The organism is Blastococcus sp. HT6-4 (assembly GCF_039679125.1).
GTDB lineage: Bacteria > Actinomycetota > Actinomycetes > Mycobacteriales > Geodermatophilaceae > Blastococcus > Blastococcus montanus.
The window spans coordinates 3882195-3901865 of record NZ_CP155551.1 but is presented as its reverse complement, the minus strand read 5'-3'; the positions used below and the strand labels follow the sequence as shown (position 1 = coordinate 3901865).

General features: G+C 75.4%; 20 protein-coding genes. 13 read left to right on the top strand and 7 right to left on the bottom strand.

The window, feature by feature from the left end; genetic code table 11:
- The first annotated feature begins 59 nt into the window (after positions 1-59).
- Positions 60-2381, top strand: a complete 2322-nt coding sequence (locus ABDB74_RS18680; RefSeq protein WP_346620247.1) for an MMPL family transporter — start codon at positions 60-62, stop codon at positions 2379-2381.
- A 14-nt stretch (positions 2382-2395) separates the two neighbouring features.
- On the top strand, positions 2396-3439 hold the full coding sequence (locus ABDB74_RS18675) for a DUF2993 domain-containing protein (RefSeq protein ID WP_346620246.1): 1044 nt from the start codon (positions 2396-2398) through the stop codon (positions 3437-3439).
- Positions 3440-3448: 9 nt separating this feature from the next.
- Here the strand turns inward: ABDB74_RS18675 and ABDB74_RS18670 are convergent, their stop codons facing one another.
- The 3 genes from ABDB74_RS18670 to ABDB74_RS18660 all read right to left on the bottom strand — a co-directional run bounded on the left by ABDB74_RS18670 (position 3449) and on the right by ABDB74_RS18660 (position 6979).
- Positions 3449-4180, bottom strand: a complete 732-nt coding sequence (locus tag ABDB74_RS18670) for a hypothetical protein (RefSeq protein WP_346620245.1) — start codon at positions 4178-4180, stop codon at positions 3449-3451.
- A 376-nt stretch (positions 4181-4556) separates the two neighbouring features.
- A complete protein-coding gene (gene nhaA / locus ABDB74_RS18665; protein ID WP_346620243.1) occupies positions 4557-6059 on the bottom strand; it encodes a Na+/H+ antiporter NhaA in 1503 nt (500 codons plus the stop codon).
- A gap of 71 nt (positions 6060-6130) precedes the next feature.
- Positions 6131-6979, bottom strand: coding sequence for an aminotransferase class IV (locus tag ABDB74_RS18660; protein ID WP_346620241.1), 849 nt, complete (start codon positions 6977-6979; stop codon positions 6131-6133).
- A 39-nt stretch (positions 6980-7018) separates the two neighbouring features.
- On the opposite strand from ABDB74_RS18660, the gene ABDB74_RS18655 reads away from it, so the two are divergent.
- The 7 genes from ABDB74_RS18655 to ABDB74_RS18625 all read left to right on the top strand — a co-directional run bounded on the left by ABDB74_RS18655 (position 7019) and on the right by ABDB74_RS18625 (position 12017).
- Complete coding sequence (locus tag ABDB74_RS18655) at positions 7019-7477, top strand: Fur family transcriptional regulator (protein ID WP_346620239.1); 459 nt, start codon at positions 7019-7021, stop codon at positions 7475-7477.
- Positions 7474-8610: a folate-binding protein gene (locus ABDB74_RS18650; RefSeq protein WP_346620237.1), complete on the top strand. Its 1137-nt coding sequence runs from the start codon at positions 7474-7476 to the stop codon at positions 8608-8610. The genes ABDB74_RS18655 and ABDB74_RS18650 overlap by 4 nt, the downstream gene beginning before the upstream one ends.
- 84 nt (positions 8611-8694) lie before the next feature.
- On the top strand, positions 8695-9255 hold the full coding sequence (locus tag ABDB74_RS18645) for an aerial mycelium formation protein (RefSeq protein WP_346620236.1): 561 nt from the start codon (positions 8695-8697) through the stop codon (positions 9253-9255).
- On the top strand, positions 9252-10238 hold the full coding sequence (locus ABDB74_RS18640) for an asparaginase (protein WP_346623919.1): 987 nt from the start codon (positions 9252-9254) through the stop codon (positions 10236-10238). Before ABDB74_RS18645 ends, ABDB74_RS18640 begins: the two co-directional genes overlap by 4 nt.
- A gap of 88 nt (positions 10239-10326) precedes the next feature.
- Entirely contained in the window at positions 10327-10791 is a 465-nt protein-coding gene (locus tag ABDB74_RS18635; protein ID WP_346620234.1) for a helix-turn-helix transcriptional regulator, read from the top strand.
- Between the two features lie 29 nt (positions 10792-10820).
- On the top strand, positions 10821-11594 hold the full coding sequence (locus tag ABDB74_RS18630) for a hypothetical protein (protein ID WP_346620233.1): 774 nt from the start codon (positions 10821-10823) through the stop codon (positions 11592-11594).
- A 132-nt stretch (positions 11595-11726) separates the two neighbouring features.
- Positions 11727-12017, top strand: a complete 291-nt coding sequence (locus ABDB74_RS18625; protein WP_346620232.1) for a DUF2516 family protein — start codon at positions 11727-11729, stop codon at positions 12015-12017.
- Between the two features lie 32 nt (positions 12018-12049).
- Here ABDB74_RS18625 and ABDB74_RS18620 read toward each other — a convergent pair whose 3' ends face one another.
- Both ABDB74_RS18620 and ABDB74_RS18615 read right to left on the bottom strand, forming a co-directional pair.
- Positions 12050-12889, bottom strand: coding sequence for a fused MFS/spermidine synthase (locus ABDB74_RS18620; RefSeq protein WP_346620231.1), 840 nt, complete (start codon positions 12887-12889; stop codon positions 12050-12052).
- Complete coding sequence (locus ABDB74_RS18615; RefSeq protein WP_346620230.1) at positions 12886-13755, bottom strand: class I SAM-dependent methyltransferase; 870 nt, start codon at positions 13753-13755, stop codon at positions 12886-12888. Before ABDB74_RS18615 ends, ABDB74_RS18620 begins: the two co-directional genes overlap by 4 nt.
- Before the next feature lie 35 nt (positions 13756-13790).
- Between ABDB74_RS18615 and ABDB74_RS18610 the strand changes: the two genes are divergently transcribed.
- Complete coding sequence (locus tag ABDB74_RS18610; protein WP_346620229.1) at positions 13791-14798, top strand: UDP-N-acetylmuramate dehydrogenase; 1008 nt, start codon at positions 13791-13793, stop codon at positions 14796-14798.
- Here the strand turns inward: ABDB74_RS18610 and ABDB74_RS18605 are convergent, their stop codons facing one another.
- Both ABDB74_RS18605 and ABDB74_RS18600 read right to left on the bottom strand, forming a co-directional pair.
- Complete coding sequence (locus tag ABDB74_RS18605; protein ID WP_346620228.1) at positions 14799-15287, bottom strand: DUF3995 domain-containing protein; 489 nt, start codon at positions 15285-15287, stop codon at positions 14799-14801.
- Positions 15284-16069 (bottom strand): SDR family oxidoreductase, encoded by a 786-nt coding sequence (locus ABDB74_RS18600; protein ID WP_346620227.1) that lies wholly within the window; start codon positions 16067-16069, stop codon positions 15284-15286. Before ABDB74_RS18600 ends, ABDB74_RS18605 begins: the two co-directional genes overlap by 4 nt.
- A gap of 87 nt (positions 16070-16156) precedes the next feature.
- Here ABDB74_RS18600 and mshA point away from each other — a divergent pair, with 87 nt between their 5' ends.
- Genes mshA through ABDB74_RS18585 form a run of 3 tightly spaced genes read left to right on the top strand, consistent with a single transcriptional unit; the run spans position 16157 to position 19607 of the window.
- A complete protein-coding gene (gene mshA, locus ABDB74_RS18595; RefSeq protein WP_346620226.1) occupies positions 16157-17485 on the top strand; it encodes a D-inositol-3-phosphate glycosyltransferase in 1329 nt (442 codons plus the stop codon).
- A complete protein-coding gene (locus ABDB74_RS18590) occupies positions 17482-18018 on the top strand; it encodes a YbjN domain-containing protein (protein ID WP_346620225.1) in 537 nt (178 codons plus the stop codon). Before mshA ends, ABDB74_RS18590 begins: the two co-directional genes overlap by 4 nt.
- Complete coding sequence (locus ABDB74_RS18585) at positions 18015-19607, top strand: MFS transporter (protein WP_346620224.1); 1593 nt, start codon at positions 18015-18017, stop codon at positions 19605-19607. The genes ABDB74_RS18590 and ABDB74_RS18585 overlap by 4 nt, the downstream gene beginning before the upstream one ends.
- The last annotated feature ends 64 nt before the right edge of the window (positions 19608-19671 follow it).

Genomic DNA, 19671 nt, shown 5'->3' with positions numbered 1-19671 from the left:
GCCGTCCTACCCTTCTCCCACCACCGGTATTCGGAGTGCCGAGCACAGGCTTGGAGGCCGTGTTGGCTGCACGGTCGTCGGCGCGGTCAGCGCTCAGGGCGCCGGCGAGCGCCGCGTCCGCGGCCGGGCGCGCCTTCCGGTCGGCGGTGGTGGCCGGGCGGTGGCTCGTCATCGCTGCCTGGCTGGCCGCCGCCGTCGCCGCCGTCCTCCTGCCCACTCCGTCGGGCGGCGGGGGGAGCAACAACTTCGGCAGTCTCCTGCCGCCCAGCAGCGAGGCCGCGCAGGTGCAGCAGCGGTCGATCGAGAAGTTCAGCGTGCCGGTCCTGTCCCAGACGGCGGTGGTCGTCCACGACCCGGGCGGGCTCAGCGCGCTCACCCGGGCCGACATCGCGCTGTGGGCACTGCAGCACACCCAGGAGTTCCTGCGGGGCGAGGCGCCGACGGGGCGCGGGAACATCATCGCCGCCGTCCCCCTGCCGACCTCGACGCCGGAGACGGCGGTCACCTACCTCTACACGACCGGCGGCACGTCACTGGCCGACAGCACCGCGCTGGCCCGCCAGTACGCGGCCCACTTCCGCAACCAGGCCGGCGTCGACGCCTACGTCACGGGGATCACCCCGGCGCGGGTGCAGCAGGCCTACCACCTCGAGTCGCGGCTGCACCTTTTCGAGGTCGCCACGCTCGTGCTCATCGCGGTGGTCGTCGCCCTGACGTTCCGCTCGGCGGTCGCCCCGCTCGTGGTGCTGCTCGCGGCGGGGATCGGCTACCTGGTCGCCACCCATCTGCTCGCCCGGGCGGCCGCGGCCCTCGGGTTCGCGCTGCCCGACCAGCTCCAGCCGCTCACCGCCGCCCTGCTCATCGGGGTCGTCACCGACTACTGCGTCCTCTTCTTCTCCGGCATGCGCCGGCACCTGGACGCCGGTCTCCCGTCGCACGAGGCGGCCCGGCGCGCGGTCACCACCGACGGCCCGATCATCGCGGTCGCCGGGATCACGGTCGCGGCGGGGACGGCGGCCCTCCTGGTGGCCGACTTCGAGCTGTTCCGGGCGTTCGGGCCGGCGCTCTCGCTCACCGTCGTCGTCGGGGTCGTCGTCTCGCTCACGCTCGTGCCGGCGATGATGGCGGTGCTGGGGCCGCGGTTGTTCTTCCCCTCGGGGGTCGCCCGCGGGCACGCGCTCGACCGCCGGGCCGGCCGCGGCGCCCGGTGGCTCGCGCGCTCGGCCTCCTCCCGCCGGGGCGCGTGGGTGGCCCTCCTGGTGGGGGTCGGCATCCTCCTGCCGGCGGCGCTGCCCGTGACGGGCCTGCGGCTGGACCTGTCGTTCAGCTCGGGACTGCCCTCGGGCGACCCGGTGCGGCAAGGGGCCGAGGTCCTCGACGACGCGGGGGTGCGCGGCGTGGTCGCGCCCACCGAGCTGCTCGTGGAGGGCCCCGACGTCGCCGACCAGCGGGCGGCCCTGGAGCGCTTCCAGCAGCTGCTGAACCGGCAGCCGGGGGTGGCGGAGGTGCTGGGGGCGGCCCAGAGCCCGCTGGCGGAGGAGTACGGGATCGTCTTCTCCGCCGACGGCGACGCGGCGCGGTTCGTGGTCATCTTCGACAGCGATCCGCTCGCCGCGACCGCGATCAGCGACCTCCGCCGGCTGGAGGACCGGCTGCCGGGGCTGCTCGAGCAGGCCGGGGTCGACGGCGCGACGGTGGGCGTCGCCGGGCAGACGGCGGTCGCCTCCGAGCTGGCGCTGATCACGCAGGAGAACCTCTGGCGCACCATGATCGCCGTGTTGATCGTGGAGTTCGTGATCCTCGCGTTCTACCTGCGGGCGGTCCTCGCCCCGCTGTTCCTGCTGGCCGCGAGCGCGCTGGGGGTCGCCGCCTCACTGGGCGTGGCCGTCCTGGTGTTCCAGGATCTCCTGGAGGACCCCGGGCTGACGTTCTACGTGCCGTTCACCACCGCCGTGCTGCTGCTCGCGCTCGGATCGGACTACAACGTCTTCGCGGTGGGCTCCATCTGGGACGAGGCGGGCCGGCGACCCCTGCGCGAGGCGATCGCCGTCGCCATGCCCGCCACGTCGCGGGCCATCAGCGCGGCCGGGGTGATCCTCGCCGCGACCTTCGCCATGGTGGCGATCATCCCGCTGGACAGCTTCCGGCAGGTGGCCTTCATCATGGCGCTCGGCCTGCTGATCGACACCTTCCTCATCCGGCCGGTGCTCACGCCGGCGATCCTCACCCTGCTCGGGCGGGCGGCGGGGTGGCCGAGCCGGCGGATCCGGATCTCAGAGCAGCCGATCGGGGCGGCCGAGCAGAACGCGCTCCTGGAGCAGCGGGAGGACGACGCCCGCGAGGAGCCGGTTCTCGCCGGGGCCGGTGCGCCGGGCACGTGACGGGAGGCGAGGGCATGGGCACGCGAGCGGGCCGGCGGGTGCTGGGGCTCGCGCTCGGGCTGCTGCTGGGCGCCGCGGCGCTGCTCTGGGCGGCCGGCGCGCGTCCCTCCCGGGGGACCGGGGCAGGGGGCGGACGTCCCGCGGTCGAGCCCGCCGACCACAGCACCCGGTCGCTGGCTTCCGCGCCGGCGCGTCCGCCCGCTCCTGCCCCGGCCGCCGCCACCGCCGGGCGTGCGGACACCGGACGGCCGGCGGACCCGGTGGCCGGGCCGGCCGACCCGGGGACGGGGGGCCAGGGGCGCCCCGGCCCGGCCGAGCCCGGGGGGCGGCGCAGGAGACGGGGGCCGGAGACGCGGACGGTGGTCCTCGCGCTCGGCGTGCTGCTGACCACCGCGGCACTGCTCTGGGCCGCCGACCTGCTGGCGCGTCGCGCCGCGGAAGGGCTGGTCGCCCAGGCGCTGCAGGAGCAGACCGGGACGTTCGAGCGGCCCACCGTGCAGGTGCGCGGAGCGTTCTTCCTGCCCCAGGTCCTCCGCGGCCGCTACGAGGAGGTCGACATCGCGATGGAGGGGCTGGTGTCCGGCCCCCTGCGGATCGACTCCGTCCGGGCCGAGCTGGACGACGTCTACCTCTCCTTCCACGACCTGCTCCACGGCGAGACCGACGAGGTCGTCATCCGGTACACCGAGGCCGAGGCGCTGCTGACCTATGACGACCTCAACGAGTACCTCGACCTCACCGGCCGCCCGCTCACCCTGGCCGAGGCCGACGACGGGGAGCTGATGGTCAACGGCTCGGTCGACGTGCTGGGCGCCACCCTGGAGGCCTCCGCGGACGCCGACATCGGGTCGGAGGACGGCGAGCTGGTGGTGCAGCCGACCCGGTTCGGCGGCATCGAGGGCCTGGACCGGGTCAGCGAACTGCTGCTGGACCAGCGGTTCACCTTCCGCGTGCCGCTGGACCCGCTGCCGTTCGCCCAGCGGGTCACCGACATCGGCCTGGTCGACGCCGGCGTGGTCGTCGACGTGGCCGGCGAGTGGGTCGTCCTCGACCCGTGAGGGCCGGTATCAGCGCGGTGGGACCTCGTTGACCGGGTCGTCGGCGTGCCCGACGCGGTCGGCGGGGTCGGCGGGGAGGGCCTCCAGGCCGGGCGTGTCCAGCAGGTCGTCGATGCAGGCCCGGCTGCCGGCCACGTAGGTGCACATCAGGTCGATGTCGGTGGCTACGGACCACGCCCGGTCGGCCGGCCACCAGAGGTTGGCGCTCTGCTCGGACGGCTCGGGGGCGAGGTTGCGGACGGCGTCCTCCACCCGGCCGCGGACCAGGACGACGTCGCGTGCCCGCGGCAGCGGCAGCCGGGGGGTGTCCCGGAGATCGGCGGCGTCGTACCCGGAGCCGGCCCACCGCCCGAAGAAGCACCGCTCCGGGGTGGCGGTGTGCCGGGCGAGCACGGTGGCCATGCGCGCGGCGAGCGTGCCGGGCAGATGGCCCTCGGCGGGGATGCCGTCCCAGGTGGGGGGCTGGCTGTCCTCGTGCAGGTACTCCCAGCCGCGGGTGACCGCCGGCCACTGCATGCGCGGGTGGTGGACGGTGCCGTTGAGTCGCGCGACCTCGGCCCAGGGGATCTCCACGTCGTCGTCGCCGTCGTACCGATAGGCGGGGTGGAGGACCCGCGCGTAGGCGGGGAAGACCGGTGGCACGAGCGACCCCACGGTGCTCCAGTGCGACCGGCCCACGGCGTCGGCGAGCCAGGTGCCGGCGGAGACGTCGTGCTCGATCGGCAAGCCGCCGAGCTGCACGCGGACCTCCCCTGGACAACGGACAACCCCCGGGCCGCTCCGCGGCGCCCAGCCCCCGGTCGGGGGGAGCAGCACGCGGGCCGACTGGACAACTGTCGGCAGCCCGGGGGTCGGGTGACTGTCCGGTTCTCGCTCGCCGCCGTGCGACGGACGGGCGAAGAGTGCCGTCGTTCGGATTCCACTCCGAACGGGCGGCCCATCTGGACGGCGGCTAGCGGACAGCCACCTCACGAGTCCTGTAGCTAAGCAAAGTTACGGACCACCTCCTCTCTCGTGTGCCACGACGGTACGACCACCGGAACGGGCCGGGCAAGCGGATTGCTCAGCTCTCAGCGAACGCGCTGGTCGCGGACCCTGACCGGCGTGTCGGCCCCGCTCAGCTGCCGCTGCCGGGCCCGAGGGTGCGTCCCGGCGGACGGGTGCCTTCCCAGTCCGGGTCGTGCTCGGCCTCGTCGTCGACCGTCTCGTAGTGGGGCGGGGGAGCGGCGTCGGGGTCGGTGTTGTCGACCTCCACGTCGGCCAGGGTCCGTCCCGGCGGCAGGGTGCCGTCCCAGTCGGGGTCGTGCTCCGCCCGGTCGTCGACGGTGTCCCAGGCGTCGGGGATGCCGTCGTGGTCGACGTCGGAGATCTCCGCCGCGTACATCTGCTTGTAACGGCGGTTCCGCAGCCGCAGGATGACCGCGGCGAGCACCGCGGCGAGCAGCGTCCCGAACAGGATGCCCACCTTCGCGTGCTCGTAGCTCTCGGTCTCGGCGCCGTAGGCCAGCTCGGTGATGAGCAGCGAGACCGTGAAGCCCATGCCGCCGAGCAGGGACAGCCCCACGACGTCGGGCCACCCCAGGTTCTCGTCGAGCTGGGCGCGGGTGAACCGGGAGACCAGCCACGTGGCACCGGTGATCCCGATCGCCTTGCCGGCCACCAGGCCGACCATGATGCCGATGGCGATGCTGTCGCCGAGGGACTCGCCCAGGCCGGAGAGGCCGCCGACGGCCACGCCCGCGGAGAAGAAGGCGAACACCGGGACGGCGACGCCGGCCGACAGGGGCCGGATGCGGTGCTCGAAGTGCTCGGCGAGCCCCGGCCCGGCCTCCGGCCCGCCGGCCGCCTGGCTGCGGACGACCGGCACGGTGAAGGCCAGCAGCACGCCGGCGACCGTCGCGTGCACGCCGGACTCGTGCATCAGGACCCAGGTGACCGCCGCCAGGGGCAGCAGCAGCCACCACGAGCGGATCCGCTTCTGCACGAGGAAGCCGAAGATCGCCAGCGGCACCAGGGACAGCAGCAGCGCCGGGACGACGAGCTCGGCGGTGTAGAAGATCGCGATGACGACGATGGCCAGGAGGTCGTCGACGACGGCGAGGGTGAGCAGGAACGTGCGCAGCGCGCTGGGCAGGTGGGTGCTGATCACCGCGAGGACGGCGAGCGCGAAGGCGATGTCGGTGGCCGCCGGGATGGCCCAGCCGCGCAGCGCGTTGTCGGCTCCCCCCAGGTTGAGCAGCACGAAGAACACGGCGGGCACCGCCATCCCGCCGACGGCGGCGGCGATCGGCAGCGCCGCGCGGCGCGGGTCACGGAGGTCGCCGGCCACGAACTCCCGCTTGAGCTCCAGGCCGGCGACGAAGAAGAAGATCGCCAGCAGGCCGTCGGCGGCCCACGTGCCCAGCGTCAGGTCCAGGTGCAGGGCGGCCGGCCCGACGCGGGTGTCGCGCAGGGCCTCGTAGGTCTCCCCCCAGGGGGAGTTCGCCCAGATCAGCGCGATCGCCGCGCCGATCAGCAGCAGGGCACCACCGACGGTCTCCTTGCGGAGGACGGAGGTGACCCGCTGCGCTTCGGCCCAGGAGCCGCGACCGAGGAGGCGGGTGGAGGGGGGAGAGGTCACAGAACGGCTCCGGCGATAGGGGACGGCGAAAGGACTGCCGACCAGACTTCCCGGCGCACCTGGTGATCACGCTACCTGGCGAGAAGTTCCCTGACCCGCCCGGACAGCCCGGCGTCCCCGCGGCGGACCCCGTCGATCGTGTGCACCGGCGCGGCTCCGCGCACGCCGGAGAGCAGCCAGACGGCGTCGGCGGCGTGCAGGTCGTCCACCGTGCCCGGCCGCACCCGTGTCGGCCAGCCGTCCCGCTCGGCGGCGGCGAACAGCCGGGCCTGGGTGGTGCCGGGCAGGATGCCGGTCTCCTGGGGCGGCGTGTGCAGGGCGCCGCCGGCCGCCCACACCACCGTCGAGGTCGGGCCCTCCAGCAGCTGTCCCTCCAGGCTGGTGAGGACGACGTCGTCGGCGCCCAGGTCGTGCGCGTGCCGCTGGGCGGCCATGTTCACCGCGTACGACAGCGTCTTCGCCCCGCCGAGCAGCCACGGCGCCTGCTCGCGGAAGTCGGCCGGGACGCCCAGGCCGAGCGTGACGACGGAGATCCCCGCGCTGCGCTGGCGCAGCACCTCGGCGGGAACGGGGGCGAGCAGGGCCAGCGCCGTGGGTGGCGCCCCCTGCCCGAGCCCGCGGGTGAGGAGCAGCCGGCAGACGCCCTCGACGCCGGCGGGCCAGTCGGCCAGGACCGTGGCGACCAGCGCCCGCCAGACGCCGTCCCCGGGATCGGTCAGCGCCAGCCGGTCGGCGGAGCGGGCCAGCCGGGCCAGGTGCGCCCCGAGGTGTGGTGTGCCCCCGTCGACGACGGCCACGGACTCGAAGACGCCGTCACCGCGGGCGAGGCCCAGGTCGAAGGCCGTCACCACCGGCTGCTCCGCGGGGACGGCCGTCACCGCGCCGTCCCGCCAGGTCGCGACCCTGCGCTGCTCCGTCACGGGTCCCAGCCTGCCGCACCCCCGGCATAGGCTGCCGCCATGGGCCCGGACGACGTCGCCGCGCCGCTGGCCGAACAGCTGCGGGCCCGCGGCCTGCGGCTGACCCCGCAACGCGCGCGGGTGCTGGCGGCGGTGGGGGCGCTCGCACACGCGACACCGGAGGCGATCGGCGCGCGGCTGCGGGAGGAGGCGGGGCCGGGCGGGAGTGCGCCCGACACCTCGACCGTCTACCGCACCCTGGAGCTGCTGGAACGGCTCGGCCTGGTCTGGCACACCCACCTGGGGCGCGGCGCGCCGGTCTACCACGCCGCCGAGCGGCCGCACCTGCACGTCGTCTGCGCCTCCTGCGGGGAGATCGCGTCGGCCGCGCCGGACCTCCTGGACCAGGCGGCGGAACGTCTGGCGGCCGAGCTGGGTTTCACCGTGGACGTCGGGCACGTGGCGCTCTCGGGCACGTGCCGCGCCTGCCGAGAACGCGCCGGAACGGAGCCCTCATGACCACCCCCTCGCCCCTGCTCGCCCGTCCCGGGGCGGTGCCCGTGGAGGTCGCCCCGGACGAGTCCCGCGCCGAGGCCGTCCGCACCGTCGCCGCCCACTACGGGGACCCCCTGCGCGAGCAGCGGGTCCTGGCGGAGGGCGCCGGGCTCGTCGACCGCAGCGACCGGGACGTGCTCGCGGTGCCGGGCGCCGATCGCCTCTCGTGGCTGCACAGCATCACCAGCCAGCACGTCGAGCGCCTCCCCGACGGCGCCGGCAGCGAGGCGCTGGTGCTCAGCCCGCACGGGCACGTCGAGCACCACCTCGTCGTCGCCGAGCTGGCGGGCACCACGTGGGCCGACGTCGAGCCGGGCACCGGCGCGGCGCTGCAGGCCTACCTCGAGCGGATGCGGTTCATGCTGCGGGTGGAGCCGCAGTTGGTCACCGCCGAGTGGGCGGTGCTCTCCGTCGTCGGGCCGCGCGGCCCCGAGGTGCTCGCCGCGGCCGGGCTGCCGGTGCCGGATGCGAGTTACGAGGTCCGGCCGGCCGGGGCCGGCTGGGTGCGGCGGATGCCCCCGGTCGGGGACGGCGGGGCCGTGGTGTTCGACCTGCTCGTGCCGCGCGCCGAGCTGGACGCCGTGGCGGACCGGCTGCTCGCCGCCGGGGCCACCCCGAGCGGCATCGCGGCCTACGAGGCGCTGCGGGTCGAGGCCCGGCGTCCGCGGTTCGGCGTGGACAGCGACCACCGCACCATTCCGAACGAGCTGGAGTGGCTGAGCACCGCCGTCCACCTGGAGAAGGGCTGCTACCGCGGCCAGGAGACGGTGGCCCGCGTGCACAACCTCGGCCGCCCGCCCCGCCGGCTCGTGCTGCTGCACCTCGACGGCGTCAGCGAGGACCTGCCGGCCCCCGGTGAGCCGGTGCTCGCCGGGAGCCGGACGGTCGGCCGGGTCGGCACCGTGGTCCGCCACCACGAGCTGGGCGTGGTCGCGCTGGCGCTGGTGAAGCAGTCCGTGGCGCAGGGCGCCGGGCTCGCGGTCGGCGGGTCGACCGCGGCCGTCGACCCCGACGACGCCCCGCCGGCGCTCGACGACACCCAGGCGGCGACGCGCGACCGCGTCCGGGCCGTCCGGTCTGGGACGATCGCGCCGTGACCGCGCCGCACCGCCCCGCCGGCGCCCGCCGATGACCCTCGCCGATGCCCGCGTGCCGGGTGTCCCGATCCTGGAGGCCGCCCCGTGAGTTCCCCGACGCCCCCCGCCGGCGGCGCCGCCGTCGACGCGCTGCTGGACCCGTCGTTCCTCGAGGACGCGGTGCGGCAGCCGATGAGCGACGTCCGGCGGCTGCGCCGGCAGGCGGAGCAGGAGGAGGTCAACCTCTCCTACACCCGCCGGCTGCTCCAGGGCCGGCTGGACATCGTGCGCCGGGAGCTGCAGCGGCGGGCCGAGCACGACGGGCGGTCGCTGGTCGACCTCCTGCCCGAGATCCTCGCCGAGAAGGGCCGCGGGCCTGCGCACGGCCTGGGGCGTCACCAGACGGTGCAGCCGGCGAGCCCGGAGGACTACGAGGCCTGGGTGAACTCGCTGACTCCCGGCGCCGACCTGTCGGCCATCACCGATCTGTCCGACGAGTCGCTGGAGTCGGCGGCGCGGGCGCTGGCCGCGGCCGAGACGGGCCTGTCGGAGCGCCGCCGCGGGGTGCAGCAGGTGATGGACGGGCTGGCGGCCGAGCTGGGCCGCCGGTACCGCGACGGCGAGGCCGACGTCGCCGCGCTGCTGGCCGACGAGGGACGGCACTGAACGCCCTGGGGGCGACCGCGGGCTGGCCGGACAACCCGGTCCTCGTCGAGGTCCACCGCTCCGGGTTCCTGGAGTCGGTGCACCGGGGTGCGCTCGTGGTGCTCGGCGCCGACGGCGGCCTGCGGTTCGCCGCCGGCGACGTCACCCGGCCGGTCCTGCCGCGTTCGGCCAACAAGCCGGTGCAGGCGACGGCGATGCTGGCCGCCGGGTGGGAGCCGCGCTCGGGCGAGGAGCTGGCGATCGGCGCCGGGTCGCACACCGGCGAGGACGGACACCGGGAGCTGGCCGCGGGGATGCTCGCGGCGGTCGGCCTCGGGCCCGGCGACCTGGGCTGCCCGCCGGCCCTGCCCCAGCACGAGACGACGAAGGCGGGCTGGCTGGCGGCCGGCCGGTCCCCGGACCCCCTCGCCATGAACTGCTCCGGCAAGCACGCGGCGATGCTCTCGGCGTGCGTCGCGGCGGGCTGGCCGACCGCGGGGTACCTCGACCGCGGGCACCCGCTGCAGCAGGCGATCGAGGTGCGGCTGGGCGAGGCGGCCGGGGAACCCGTGGCGGCGGTCGTGGTGGACGGCTGCGGGGCTCCGCAGCACGCCCTGTCGCTCACCGGGCTGGCCCGCGGTGTGCTGTCCCTCGTCGAGGCGCCCGGCGGGTCGCGGGAACGGGCGGTCGCGGATGCGATGCGGGCGCACCCGTGGTTCGTGGCGGGGACCGGCCGCGAGGACACCGACCTGATGCGGGCGGTGCCGCGGCTGCTGGTCAAGGGCGGCGCCGACGGGGTGCACGTGGCGGCGCTGCCGGGCGCCGGGGCGGTGGCCCTGAAGCTCGACGACGGCGGGGACCGCGGCCGCACGCCGGCGCTCGGGGCGGGCCTGCGGCGGCTCGGGGTGCCGGCGGAGGTGCTTGCTCCGTGGGCGCGGCCGGCGGTCCAGGGTGGGAACGGCGTCGTCGGCGAGGTCCGGGAAGCGGCGGAGCTGAACGCCTGAGCTGGGCGTCGGTGACTGTGAGGCTGTTCACGTCCGGTGCTAACTCCTCCGCTTGCAGGAGCTAGCACTCCGGACTACCGTGGGACAGGTGCAGACCCCCGGTGAGTTCGTCCGCGACCAGGTGACCTCGGTCCGCGAGACGGTGGACCGGGTCGCCGGCAGCGTGGCCGACTCGGTCGGCGAGTCGCCGGGCGTCTCGGCGGTGGGCTCCTCGGTGGGTGACTTCATCCGTGAGCAGCGCAGTGCCGCGCGAGTCTCCCTGCGCGAGCTGGCCCGCACCGCAGGGGTCAGCAATCCCTACCTGTCCCAGGTGGAGCGGGGCCTCCGCAAGCCCTCGGCGGAGATCCTCGCGGCGATCGCCCGGGGCCTGAAGATCTCGGCCGAGACGCTCTACGAGCAGGCGGGGATCCTCGACCGGCGTCCCGGGAACCCGGACACCGTGGCGGCGATCCGTTCCGACGATGAGCTGTCCGAGCGGCACAAGGCCGTCCTGCTCGAGCTCTACGAGACCTACGTCCGGGAGCACCGGGCGTCCTCCGCGGCTGCCAGCTAGCTCCCCCCATTTCCTCCCAAGGAGTCGACATGAGCACCACCCAGATCGTGAAGCAGTACGGCGAGTTCGCCGTGACCGCCGCCCGGCCCGCCGTGCTCGCCGCCATCGGCGCCGGTGACCTGGCCGTCGAGCGCGCCCGGACCGTGTTCGGCCAGTTCCGTACCCAGGCCGCCTCCTCGGTGCTGGCGCTGCCCGGCGAGGCCCAGGTCCAGGCCGACCTGGCCGTGAAGGAGGCCCGCACCCGGGCCACCGAGGCCGCCGGCACCGCCCGCACGACGGCGCAGCAGGTGGCCGGGGCCGTCCGCCCCGAGACGCTGCTCAGCACCGTCACCGGGCTGGTCGGCACCGCGCGGACCCAGGCCTCCACCACGGTGGAGACGCTGGCCGGGCGTGGCGCCGAGGTGCTCGAGGACCTGCGCCGCCAGCCGAGCGTCCGGCGGATCGGCCGCCGCACCGAGCAGGTCGTGGAGACCGTCGAGGGCAGCCTCGAGGACGCGATCGACGAGGCCGCCGAGGCCGTGTCCGAGGCGTCGGACGAGGTCACCTCGGTCGCGCAGAAGACCGCGGCCAAGGCCGGCAAGGCCGCCGCGAAGGCCGAGGAGGCCGTGCACGAGACGGCCGAGTCGACCAAGTCGGCCGTCGCCGAGACCACCGAGCCGGCCGCCGAGGCCCCCAAGCGGAAGGCGCCCGCGAAGAAGAGCAGCGCCGCCACCTCGAAGGCTCCGGCCGCGTCCGCCCGGGTCACCCGCGCGCGTACCGCCCGCCGGAGCGACCCGACCGCCGTGCCCGCCAAGAAGAACTGACCCCACGGCGTCCGACCAGGGCCCCGGAGCTGCCACCAGCGCTCCGGGGCCCTGTGCCGTCCGGGCCCTCCTTCGGGCGAGTCGGCAGCCGGAGGGGGCCGCGGTGGCCGCGGGCGCGGGTAGGCTCGGCCCATGGGCGTGTTCGACGGGTGGCTGATGCTGCTCCTGTACTGGGCGTCCCTGGCGCTGACCGCCTGGGCGTTCATCGACGCCCTGATCCGGCCGGCCTCCGGGTACGTCGCCGCCGGGAAGCTCAGCAAGCCCGGCTGGGCGGCGATCACCGGGCTCGCGCTGCTGATCATCTTCTGGCAGAAGACCCCGATGTCGCTGCTCGGCCTGCCCGCGGTGATCGCGGCGATCGTCTACCTGGTCGACGTCCGTCCCGCGGTCGGTGGCCTGCAGCGCGGCAACAGCAACTGGTAGGTCTTCGCACCGGCTGAGCGCACCGGTCGGGCTCAGCGGCCGAAGACGCCGGCAGGTGGCTCCGGTGACGGCGCCGCGTCGACGTCGCGCACCGGCTGGGCGCTGCCGGTGAAGCGGTCGAGGTCCTCGCCGTCGACCACGCGCGACGGCATCGGGTCGCGCGCGCAGGCGCGGCTGAGCTCGGCCAGCGGCAGCTCGACGTCGGAGGCGACCGCGACCAGGTTGCCGAACCGGCGGCCGCGCAGCGTCCCCGGCTCGGCGAGCAGGCAGACGTGGCGGAAGGCCGTGCGCAAGGTGGCGACCTGGCCGCGTGCGAAGCGCAGCGGCGGACCGTCGGCGACGTTGGCCACGTAGACGCCCCCGGGGCGCAGCACCCGGGCGGCCTCGGCGGCGAACTCGGCGCTGGTGAGGTGCGCCGGCGTGCGGGCACCGGCGAAGACGTCGGTGACGACGACGTCGGCGGCGGCCGTGTGCAGGGTGGCGAGCGCCTCGCGCGCATCGGCCGCGCGCACCCGGATCCGGGCGTGGCGGGGGAGCGGCAGGTGCTCGCGGACCAGGTCGGTGAGCGGCTGGTCGATCTCGACGACCCGCTGGCGGGACCCGGGCCTGGTGTGCGCGACGTAGCGGGGCAGGGTCAGCGCGCCCCCGCCCAGGTGCACGATGTCGAGGGCGGCACCGGGCTGCCCGGCCAGGTCGAGCACGTGGCCCATCCGGCGGACGTACTCGAACTCCAGGTGCGCCGGGTCGTCGAGGTCGACGTGCGACTGCGGGGTGCCGTCCACCATCAGCACCCAGGAGCCGTCCCGGTCGGCGTCGGCGAGCAGCTCGGCCGTGCCGCCGGCGACGGCGACGGGCCCCGGCGGGATCCTCACGCGCGGACCGGGGCGACCGCCGGCCAGCGCACCGTCACCTCGCCGTGCCGCCACCGCCGGCTCGACCCCACCAGCGGCCAGCCCTGCTCGCCCAGCGCCTCGACCGCCGCCGTCCAGCGCTGCCGAGGGCCGAACGCCGACATGCCCGCCGCGGCGGCCCAGCCGGCGTCGAAGGCGCGCAGGAACTCGTGCACCGGCTGACCCGGGACGTTGTGGTGGATCAGCGCCTTGGGCAGGCGCTCGGCGAGGTCCGACGGCGTCGCGATGTCGGAGACCCGGGTGGCGAGCGTGAGGGTGAGCGGGCCGTCGGCGTCCAGCGCCACCCAGGCCGAGCGGCGGCCCCACTCGTCGCAGGTGCCCTCGACGATCAGGCCCCCGGGCGCGAGCGCGCCGCGCATCGTGTCCCAGGCCCTGGCTGCCGACTCCTCGTCGTACTGGCGCAGCACGTTGAACGCCCGCACCAGCACCGGGCGCAGGCAGGCCAGCTCGAACCCGCCCACCCGGAAGTCGACCCGCGGCGGGTCGCGGTCGGCTGCCACGGCCCGCACCCGCTCCGGATCGATCTCCAGCCCGACGACCTCCAGGCGGTCCACCTCGGGGCCGAGGCGCTCCACCAGTTCCAGGGTGGTGACGGCCGAGGAGCCGTAGCCCAGGTCCACGACCAGCGGGCGCGCGGAGTCGCGCAGCCGGGGCACCTGGGTGGCCAGGAGCCAGCGGTCGACCCGGCGCAACCGGTTGGCGTTCGTGGTGCCCCGGGTGGGCAGCCCCAGGGCCCGGGCCCGTCCGGCGGCCAGCCGGGGCGCCTTCCGCTGCGGCTGACCGGGCAGGGAGGCCCGGCGCTTGTGCTCGTTGCCCGGCTCGCCCACGGGGTCCCAGGTTAGTCCCGGCTACCGTCGACCCCGTGCAGGTGCGAACCGACGTCCGGCTGGCGGAGCTGACGACCCTCGCCGTCGGCGGCCCGGTCGAGCGGCTGATCGAGGCCGAGACCGCCGACGAGCTGGTCGCCGCGGTCCGCGAGGCCGATGAGTCCGGCCGGCCGCTGCTGCTGATCGGCGGTGGCTCCAACCTGATCGCGCCCGACGCGGGGTGGCCCGGCGACGTCGTCGCCGTCCGGACCCGCGGCATCGAGCGCGACGGCGACCGGCTGACGGTGCAGGCGGGGGAGGACTGGGACGCGCTGGTCGCCCACACGGTCGCGCACCGGCTGGCCGGGATCGAGGCGCTGTCCGGCATCCCCGGCTCCACGGGCGCCACGCCGGTGCAGAACGTCGGCGCGTACGGCCAGGAGGTGGCCCAGACCATCACCGCCGTCCGCGTGTACGACCGCGCCGAGAAGACCGACCGCACGCTGACGCCCGCCGAGTGCGGCTTCGCCTACCGCGACAGCCGGCTCAAGCGGGAGCCCGGGCGGTTCGTCGTCCTCGACGTGACCTTCGCTCTCGACCCCGGCGACCTCTCCCGGCCGGTCGGCTACGCCGAGCTCGCCCGCAGCCTCGGCATCGCGGTCGGGCAGACCGCACCGCTGGCCGACGTCCGCGACGCGGTGCTCGCGCTGCGCCGCGGCAAGGGCATGGTGTGGGACCCGGCCGACCCCGACAGCCGCAGCGCCGGGTCGTTCTTCACCAACCCGATCGTGCCCGCCGGGCAGGCCGTCGACGGGTGCCCCGGCTGGCCGGCCGGTGACGGGCACGTCAAGCTCAGCGCCGCCTGGCTGGTGCAGCACGCCGGCTTCGGCCGCGGCACCCGCGACGGGTACGTCGGGACGTCGTCACGGCACAGCCTCGCCCTCACGACCGAGGACGGCGCGACCGCCGCCGAACTGCTGGCCTTCGCCGACCGCGTCGTCGCGACCGTCCGGGAGAAGTTCGGCGTCACGCTCGAGCGCGAGCCGACCGCCGTCCGGCCGTGATCACCTCCTCCGCTGGTAGGCCGCCAGCGCCGCCAGCGCGAAGAACGCCCCACCGACGAGGAACCACGGATTCCACAGGAACAGCGACCACCGTCGCTGGTCGGCCGCGATGGCGGTGTTGCCGTCCAGTGCGCCGCTGAGCAGCAGGACCTCGATCACCAGGCCCCGGAGCAGGAGGAGCGGCCCCACGGCCGCACCGAGGACGACCACGGCCGGCCGAGGCGGCGGTTCCGTCCTCGCCAGCACCATCCCGAGCCCGGCCGCGACGAGCAGGAGGACGGCGACGCCCCAGAGGCCTCCGAGGACGAACCACGCCGGCCGCTGCTCGGCCAGGTCCCGGCCGGCCGACCCGGCCAGCCCGAAGGACCCACCCAGCGCCCAGAACACGTGCAGCGCGGCGAAGAGCGTCGCCCAGGCCGCTGCCGCACGGGCCCATCCCGGCCAGCGCAACGGACGCCGGTGGTCCGCGCCGGTGCGGTGACCGGTCACTCCTCCCGTGCGACCTTGTGCTGGGCGGCCTGCGCGCGGGGGCGCACCACCAGCAGATCCACGTTCACGTGGTGCGGCCGGGTGAGCGTCCAGGCGATGCAGTCGGCGACGTCCTCGGCGACCAGCGGCTCGCGGACCCCGCGGTAGACGGCGTCGGCCCTGGCCTGGTCACCGGTCCGGTTCAGCGAGAACTCCTCGGTCCGCACCATCCCGGGCGCGATCTCGATGACCCGGACCGGCTCGCCGCACAGCTCCAGCCGGAGCGTCTCGGCCAGCGTGTGCACCCCGTGCTTGGCCGCGGTGTACGACGCCCCGCCCTCGTAGGAGATCAACCCGGCCGTCGACCCGACGAAGAGCACGTCACCCGCGCCGGAGGCCCGCAGCGCCGGCAGCAGCGCCTTGGTCAGCCGCACCGTGCCCAGCACGTTCACCTCGTAGGTGCGCGCCCACGAATCCAGGTCGGCGTCGGCCACCGCCGCCGTGTCGAAGGCGCCACCGGCGTTGTTCACCAGGACGTCGACCCGGTCGAGGGCGCCGGCGAACGCGGACACCGAGCCGGGGTCGGTGACGTCCAGGTGGAGCGCGCGGGCCCCGATCGACTCCGCGAGCGCAGCCAGCCGGTCGGTGCGACGGGCCCCGACGACGACGTCGAACCCCTCGGCCGCCAGCCGCCGGGTGGTGGCGGCCCCGATCCCGCTCGAGGCCCCCGTGACGACGGCGGTGCGGCCGCTCCCGGGCAGTGCGCGGTACCCCGACGGGGTCGTGGGTGAGGAACCTGACATGTGCCCATCCTGGCGCTGATGCAGGATGGGGGACCGACAGGGGTGCCGTGCGGCCCCGACCCGGCAGGCGCAGAGCGGAGGTCCCACGTGTCCGCTCGCCGCTACCCCGGCTCCCGCGTGCCGTCCCGGGTGGCCACCCTCTCGGTGCACACGAGCCCGCTCGACCAGCCCGGTGCAGGCGACGCCGGGGGCATGAACGTCTACATCGTCGAGGTCTCCCGCCGGCTGGCCGCGCGCGGCATCGAGGTGGACGTCTTCACCCGTGCCACCTCCAGCGACCTCCCGCCCGTGGTCGAGATGAGCCCGGGCGTCACCGTGCGGCACGTCAGCGCCGGCCCCTTCGAGGGCCTCGGCAAGGAGGAGCTGCCCGCCCAGCTGTGCGCGTTCACGGCCGCCGTGCTCCGCGAGGAGGCGCAGCACGAGCCCGGTTACTACGACGTCGTCCACTCGCACTACTGGCTGTCGGGGCAGGTGGGCTGGCTGGCGCGGGACCGGTGGAGCGTGCCGCTGATCCACACCGCGCACACCCTCGCCAAGGTGAAGAACGAGGCGCTCGCCGCCGGCGACCGGCCCGAGCCCCGCTCCCGCGTCATCGGCGAGGAGCAGGTGGTCGCCGAGGCCGACCGGCTGATCGCGAACACCGACGAGGAGGCCCGCCAGCTGGTGCGCCTGTACGGCGCCGATCCGGCGCGCACCCTCGTCGTCCCGCCGGGTGTGGACCTCGACCGGTTCACCCCCGGCAACCGGGCGGCGGCTCGCCGCGCGGTCGGGGTGGCCGAGGACGCCGTCGTCCTGCTCTTCGTCGGTCGCATCCAGCCGCTCAAGGCCCCCGACGTGCTGCTCGGCACGGCCGCGCGGATGCTCGCCGCCGATCCGGCCCTCCGGCGCCGGCTGCAGGTGCACGTCGTCGGCGCGCCCAGTGGCTCCGGGCTCGCTGCGCCGCGCCAGCTCGAGCAGCTGGCCGTCTCCCTCGGCATCGCGGACCTGGTGCGGTTCCACCCGCCGCAGCCCCCCGAGCGGCTCGCCGACTTCTACCGCGCGGCCGACGTCACCGTCGTCCCCAGCCACAACGAGTCCTTCGGTCTCGTGGCGCTGGAATCGCAGGCCTGCGGCACCCCCGTCGTCGCCGCCGCGGTGGGCGGCCTCCCCACAGCGGTCCGCGACGGCGTCTCCGGGGTCCTCGTCGACGGCCACGACCCGGTCGACTACGCGGCCGCCGTGCGGGCCGTCCTCGCCCGCCGTGAGCTGCTGGCCGCCGGCGCCCGGCGCCACGCCGCCCGCTTCTCCTGGGACCGCACGGCCGACGCCCTCGTGGCGGCCTACGCCGCGGCGGCGGCGGAGATGGCCGTGATCGCGCCGCCGGCGCGGCGCGGCGGGCCGCTGCGGGCGCTGCCAGGGATGGGGGTGGCCCGGTGAGCCGTCCGGCCGGCGGGAGGGGCGCGGCGGAGCTCGACGCCGTCATCGAGCAGGTGCTGCGCGACGGCGAACTGGTCCACGAGCACCCCGCGCCAGGGACGTGGCTGGTCGACCTGCCCGGCACCAAGAAGCTCAAGACCGTCTGCGGGCTGATCGTCGGGGAGCACTCGCTCCGGGTGGAGGCCTTCGTCTGCCGCCAGCCCGACGAGAACCGCGAGCAGCTGTGGACCTACCTCCTGCAGCACAACGCGCGCATGTACGGCGTCAGCTACTCGATCGACGCGGTCGGCGACGTCTACCTCACGGGCCGGCTGCCGCACGCCGCCGTCACCCCCGACGAGCTCGACCGCATCCTCGGCGCGGTGCTCAGCTACGCCGACGACCACTTCAACACGATGCTGGAGATCGGCTTCGGCACGTCGATCCGCCGGGAGTGGGAGTGGCGGGTCAAGCGCGGGGAGTCGCTGCGCAACCTCGAGGCCTTCGCCGCGTTCGCGGACCCCACCCGCCGTCACTCCGACGGCGAGGCGTGACGGCGACCGACAAGTCGCAGCCGGGCGCGGTCGTGCCCGGCGAGGCGCTGCCCACCGGTTACGCGCGGCGGTGGTGGGTGCTCGCCACGATGACGGTCTGCCTGCTCGTGGTGATCATGGGCAACACGATCCTCAACGTCGCGCTCCCGACGCTGCAGCGGGAGCTGGACGCCAGCCAGGGCGAACTGCAGTGGGTCGTCGACGCCTACATCCTCGTGTTCGCCGGCCTGCTGTTCACCTGGGGCGTCATCGGCGACCGGATCGGCCGCCGGCGGGTGCTGCTCATCGGGCTGGGCGTCTTCGCGGTGGGGTCGGTGTTCGCCGCGCTGAGCGACAGCCCCCTGGAGCTCATCGCCTGGCGGGCGGTGATGGGCATCGGCGGGGCGGCGGTCCAGCCGACGACGCTCGCGGTCATCACCAACGTCTTCCCGCCCCGCGAGCGCGGGCGCGCCATCGGCGTCTGGGCGGGGACGGCGGGGATCGCGGTCGCGGGTGGCCCGCTGGCCGGTGGTGCGGTGCTCGAGCACTTCTGGTGGGGGGCGGTCTTCCTCGTCGGCGTCCCCGTGGCGGTGCTCGGGATCGTCGCGGTGCTCGCCTTCGTCCCGGAGTCGAGGGACCCCTCCCCGGGACGGCTCGACCTGCCGGGTGTGCTGCTGTCCATCGTCGCGCTCGCCGGCCTCGTCTACGGCATCATCCACGGCGGTGGCGGCGCAGGGTGGACGACGCCGGGCGTGCTCGTGCCGCTGCTCGGCGGCCTGGTCCTGCTGGCGCTCTTCGTCTGGCTGCAGCGGCGGTCGGCCCACCCGGCGCTGGACGTCTCGCTGTTCCGCAACCCGGCCTTCTCCGCCGCCGCCGCGGCACTGGGCCTGAACTTCTTCGCGCTCCTCGGCGCCACGTTCTACCTGGTGTTCTACCTGCAGGGCGTGCGCGGCTACTCGCCCCTGCAGAGCGGCGCGGCGCTGATCCCCGTCGCGCTCGGCATGGCGCTCATGGCGCCCCGGAGCTCCGGGCTGGCCGAACGGTTCGGGGCCAAGGCCGTCTGCGCGACCGGCTTCCTGCTCATCACCCTGTCGTTCCTCGGGGTGCAGCTCCTCGACCTCACGTCACCGGTCTGGCTGCTGCTGGCGGTGCTGTCGGTGCAGGGCCTGGGCATGGGGGCGGTCATGGCGCCCGCCACCGAGTCGATCATGTCCGTCGTGCCCCGGGACAAGGCGGGCGCGGGCGCGGCTGTGAACAACTCGGTGCGCCAGGTGGGCGGGGCGCTCGGCGTCGCCATCCTGGGGTCGCTGCTGGCCGCCTCCTACGCGGCCTACCTCCGCCCGGTGGTCGACGACCTGCCTCCCGCGGCGCGCGCGGAGGCGAGCGAGTCGATCATCGGCACCCTGGAAGCGGTCCGCCGGGTGCAGGCCGAGGGTGAACCCGAGGCGACCCGCGCGGCCGCAGGAGTGGTGCAGCCGGCTCGCGAGGCCTTCATCTCGGCCATGCACGTGACCGCCGTCGGGACGGCGGCCGCCAGCCTGGTGGCCGCCGTCGTCGTGCTCATCTGGCTGCCGGGCCGGCGGCCGGAGGTGCCGTCGGTCACTCGCTGACTCGATAGGGCAACGGACAGTTGACGATCGCCGGTCCGTTGCCCAGGCTGGCGCGCGACGCAGG

What these genes read in the sequence shown, in the direction of transcription:
- ABDB74_RS18675 (WP_346620246.1), top strand. Translation starts at nt 2,396, where the DNA reads ATGGGCACGCGAGCGGGCCGGCGGGTGCTGGGGCTCGCGCTCGGGCTG.
- ABDB74_RS18655 (WP_346620239.1), top strand. Translation starts at nt 7,019, where the DNA reads ATGGGCCCGGACGACGTCGCCGCGCCGCTGGCCGAACAGCTGCGGGCC.
- ABDB74_RS18650 (WP_346620237.1), top strand. Translation starts at nt 7,474, where the DNA reads ATGACCACCCCCTCGCCCCTGCTCGCCCGTCCCGGGGCGGTGCCCGTG.
- ABDB74_RS18630 (WP_346620233.1), top strand. Translation starts at nt 10,821, where the DNA reads ATGAGCACCACCCAGATCGTGAAGCAGTACGGCGAGTTCGCCGTGACC.
- ABDB74_RS18625 (WP_346620232.1), top strand. Translation starts at nt 11,727, where the DNA reads ATGGGCGTGTTCGACGGGTGGCTGATGCTGCTCCTGTACTGGGCGTCC.
- ABDB74_RS18600 (WP_346620227.1), bottom strand. Translation starts at nt 16,069, where the DNA reads ATGTCAGGTTCCTCACCCACGACCCCGTCGGGGTACCGCGCACTGCCC.